The 3,896-nt window shown below is 68.9% G+C and carries 3 protein-coding genes and 2 pseudogenes; 3 read left to right on the top strand and 2 right to left on the bottom strand.

The window, feature by feature from the left end; translation table 11 throughout:
• Both D769_RS32415 and D769_RS19815 read left to right on the top strand, forming a co-directional pair.
• Nucleotides 1-873 (top strand): annotated as a pseudogene (locus tag D769_RS32415) (LuxR family transcriptional regulator); the annotation flags it as partial.
• A gap of 32 nt (nucleotides 874-905) precedes the next feature.
• Entirely contained in the window at nucleotides 906-1,610 is a 705-nt protein-coding gene (locus D769_RS19815; RefSeq protein WP_193750058.1) for a helix-turn-helix transcriptional regulator, read from the top strand.
• A gap of 166 nt (nucleotides 1,611-1,776) precedes the next feature.
• Here D769_RS19815 and D769_RS19820 read toward each other — a convergent pair whose 3' ends face one another.
• Nucleotides 1,777-2,208 carry a PaaI family thioesterase gene (locus D769_RS19820; RefSeq protein ID WP_008648730.1) on the bottom strand — a complete coding sequence of 144 codons (432 nt, stop codon included), beginning with the start codon at nucleotides 2,206-2,208 and terminating at the stop codon, nucleotides 1,777-1,779.
• Nucleotides 2,205-3,371 carry a CaiB/BaiF CoA-transferase family protein gene (locus D769_RS19825; protein ID WP_008648732.1) on the bottom strand — a complete coding sequence of 389 codons (1,167 nt, stop codon included), beginning with the start codon at nucleotides 3,369-3,371 and terminating at the stop codon, nucleotides 2,205-2,207. The genes D769_RS19820 and D769_RS19825 overlap by 4 nt, the downstream gene beginning before the upstream one ends.
• Before the next feature lie 150 nt (nucleotides 3,372-3,521).
• Here D769_RS19825 and D769_RS19830 point away from each other — a divergent pair.
• Nucleotides 3,522-3,896: pseudogene (locus tag D769_RS19830) on the top strand (hypothetical protein); the annotation flags it as partial.

The raw sequence follows: 3,896 nt of genomic DNA on the forward strand, positions 1-3,896 counted from the left end.
CTGGCGCTGCACCGGCGAGCCGTCGCCGCATGGCTGCGGGTGGGTAGCAGCGGCGAGGCGCTGGACCACGCCATGTGTGCCGACGATGCCGCGCTCGTGGCGCACGTCGTGCGTAAAGCCATGCCGGCGATGCCGGCGCTGAGTCATCTTCGCGCGTTACCGGAGTGGATCGATCAGGCTGGCATCGAACGTGTGGTCGACGAGCCCGCCATGCTGCTGGCCGCGGCCTGGGCTTGCACCGTTGCGGCACGTCTGGACGATGCGGAGCGCTGGTTGGCCATGCTCGCCGGGCGCGACGATGTTGCCGCGCAGGTCGTGCTGATCCGCGCGAGCATCGCATTCCAGAAGGATGACCCTGCCGCCATGGATGCCTGGCTGGCCCGGCTCGGCGGCCATGCACTGCCGCATCCGTCGCTGGAGTACATTCGTGCCGCGCTGGCGGTGCGATGCGGAGCCATGCTGCATCGGCCCGAGTACCCGCCGGTGCCCAGGCTGGAAGCGACTCCGCATGATGAACTGGTGGCGATGGCGCATGGCGCGGCCGCGTTGACCGTGCTGATGCGCGGGGATGCGCGCAGGGCTCAGGCTGTCGGGATGCCGGCGGCACGCATGGCGCAGCAGATTCATGGCCGGCGTTCCGTGAGCGCTTGCGTATGCGCGGTGCCGGTCGCGGCCGCGCTGCTCGAACAGGACCGCGCCGAAGAGGCCGCCGAGATGCTGGCCTGCTGGCTCGACCTGGCCCATCACTCCTCGCCGGACGTGATGATCGTGGCCACGCTGTGCCAGGCGCGGCTGCAATGGCTGGCCGGCGACCAGCATGGCGCTCGCGCGACGCTGATAGAATCGCAGGCCCGAGCGGCTGGGCGGGGCTGATACGGGTGCAGGTGCGTTTGCTGGCGCAGCGGGTGTTATTCGCCATTCAGGCCGGGGACTTGCGGCATGCTGGCCTGCTGCAGGACGAGCTTGACGCGCTGGCCGCCACGCTGGATGCATCGGACATGCGCGCCCGGGAGGTCGGCACGATCGCGGCGTTGTCGCGCGTGCGCGTGGCGCTGAGTGCCGGCAATCCGGTCGGGGCGCTGGCCGCGCTGGAGCCGGTTCGCTCCGACAACGCCGGCGCGCTAGTGCTGATCGATCTGCTGTTCGCGCGTGTGAATGCCGCCCTGGACCGGCCACACCTCGTGGTGCGCCATCTTGAATCGGCACTGGCTGCGGGGCTGCGGCTTGGCCTGTTGCGCATGTTGCGCGATGAGCCGGGCATTCCGGCGCTGCTCGACTGCGTGCAGCCATCGGGCGACGCGGTGCGCGACAACTGGCTGGGCCGGGTGCGCGCCGCGAAGGATCAACTCCAGCAGCCCGCCACGTGCCTGCCGATGGTTCGGCGGCGCAGGCGTGACGGCGAGCCGGAACATCTGACCCCGCGCGAGCGCGATATCGTCGCGCTGCTCGAGCAGTCGATGTCGAACAAGCGCATCGCGCTGGTATTGAACCTGAGTGTCGATACGGTCAAGTGGAACCTGCGCCAGATCTACGCCAAGCTGGGCGTCTCCACGCGCTACGAAGTCATACTGGCCGTGCGCGACAGGGCGCTGCGCACGGGTACCGCCTGACGATGGAAGGCCGTGACGGCCGGGGCCAGACCGAACCAGACCAGGCTGGACTAAGAGGCGCTATCAAGATGAAGCGAAGCGGTTCTGGCTAGACGCGCGGCCGCAGACAGTACAAGTGGACTGGCCAAGGCCGCGCAACGACGCCAGAATCATTTTGATAGTGCCTCTAAGCCGCGACCACCGAGAACACCGCTGTCGTCTGCAGCACCATCCGGTCCCCCACATACACATCGCAACTGCCATTCACGAGCCGCTTGCCGATCTTGTGCAGCGTGACGCGTGCCTCCACGAAGTCGCCCTCGCGCACGGCGCCAAGGTAGCTGACGCTCAGTTGCGCCGTGCGGGGGATCAGTTCGGGGTTGGTGCGCCGCAGGACCACGCCGTACGCGGAATCGGCGAGCGTGGCCAGAAAGCCGCCGTGGACGATGTCCTGCGCGTTCAGGTGGGCAGTCGTGATGCGCGTGGCCAGGATTGGCTCGCTCTCGTGGACATAGAACTCGCCGCAGGTCGTCATAAAGCCCGGGCTGGACCGCACGCGTCTGAAGCCGTGCGGCGTGTCCGAGGTGGCTGGCAACAGGACCAGCATCGGCGCGCTCATGGCTGCTCCTCGACAAAGCCAAGCCCCTGCGCGCGCAGGCGGGCGATCGCGGCGTCGTCGAATCCCCATTCGCGCAGCGCGGCGCCGCCATGCTGGCCACGTGCCGGGGCTGCGTGGCGGACTTCGGATGGGGTGCCGAGAAAGCGCGGCGCTGGGCCGGGTTGCACCACGCCGTCCACTTCGATGAAGCTGCCGCGCGCCCGGTGCTGCGGGTGGTCCGGCGCTTCGGAAAAGCCCAGCACCGGTGCCACGCAGGCGTCGCTGCCGTCGAAGACCGCGCACCACTCATCGCGCGTGCGGGTCAGGAATACTTCGGTGAAGCGGCGGCGCAGGATGGGCCAGCCGGCGCGGTCGTGCTGGCCGGGCAGGGTCTCGCCGGCCAGGCCAAGCTTCTCGATCAGTTCAGCGTAGAAGCGCGACTCCACGGCGCCCACCGACATGTACTGGCCATCCCGGGTGCAATAGCTGTCGTACCAGGGGGTGCCGCCGTCGAGGAAGTTGCTGCCACGCGACTCGCGCCAGTTGCCCGAGGCAATCAGGCCCCAGATCACCGCGCCAAGCTGCGCGGCGCCTTCGATCATCGCCGCATCCACCACCTGGCCCTTGCCGCCGCGATGCACGTTGAGCAAGGCGGATACCACGCCAAGCGCCAGCAACATGCCGCCGCCACCGTAATCACCCACCAGGTTCAGCGGCGGAACCGGGGCCTCGCCGGCACGGCCGATCCCCGACAGCACGCCCGACAGCGCGATGTAGTTGAGGTCATGCCCCGCGCGGTCGGCCATCGGGCCGGTCTGGCCCCAGCCGGTCATGCGGCCGTAGATCAGGCGAGGATTGCGCGCCAGCGCGATGGCGGGGCCCAGCCCAAGGCGCTCCATGGTGCCGGGGCGGAATCCCTCGATCACCACATCGGCCTTGGCGATCAGTTCCAGCGCGGCCTGCTGGCCTTGCGGCTGCTTGAGGTCGATGGTGACCGAGCGGCGGCCACGCCCCGTGACGTCGATGCGCTTGCCGGGGCCGCGCTTCGGGCCCAGGTCCGTGGGGGCCACGGGCCGGTCGATGCGGAGCACGTCGGCGCCCATGTCGGCCAGAAGCATGGCGCCGAACGGCCCGGGGCCGATGGCTTCGAATTCGATGACGCGGATACCGCTGAGGACGCCCATGGTTGTCTCCCGAAGATGGTTTTGTCTGGCTGCCAGTAGACCAAAATCCGGCATGGGGCGAAGCCACCCGTATCAGGTTGGACGTGCCGGGTTTGCGCGGTGGCGGCGAATCGCGTTCCTATAATCGGCTGACTATATCGAGGAGACATCATGCCCGGCGCGCAGCGTATTGCCCAAACCACCCCCGACGCCGGCGATCTTCGCCGCGAGGTACGCGCGCTGACGCACCGCGCGCATCGCATGGCCCTGGCGCAGGCAAGTGCCACGGAAGCCTACGAGGACCGACTGGCTGCACTGTTCGACGCATGGATGGCAACCGGCGATGGGCGGCAGCGCGTGGTCTGCTTTGCCACGGCGGCGCAGTTCGGTCTGGATGTGAGGCGGTACGCCGAGTCATGTCGTCAGGCCGCCACCTGCGATGGTGGCGAGGCCGTGCGGATGCTTTACCTGGCCGCCGCGCGCCGACTGCGTAGCCGCTGGGGCGAGGCCGCGCGCCGGCTCGATATCGGCGACGCCACGGTGGCC

The organism is Cupriavidus sp. HMR-1, assembly GCF_000319775.1.
Lineage (GTDB): Bacteria > Pseudomonadota > Gammaproteobacteria > Burkholderiales > Burkholderiaceae > Cupriavidus > Cupriavidus metallidurans.

Bases quoted from the DNA above. Each gene is read 5' to 3' on its own strand.
- D769_RS19820 (WP_008648730.1), bottom strand. From the start codon at position 2,208: ATGAGCGCGCCGATGCTGGTCCTGTTGCCAGCCACCTCGGACACGCCG.
- D769_RS19825 (WP_008648732.1), bottom strand. From the start codon at position 3,371: ATGGGCGTCCTCAGCGGTATCCGCGTCATCGAATTCGAAGCCATCGGC.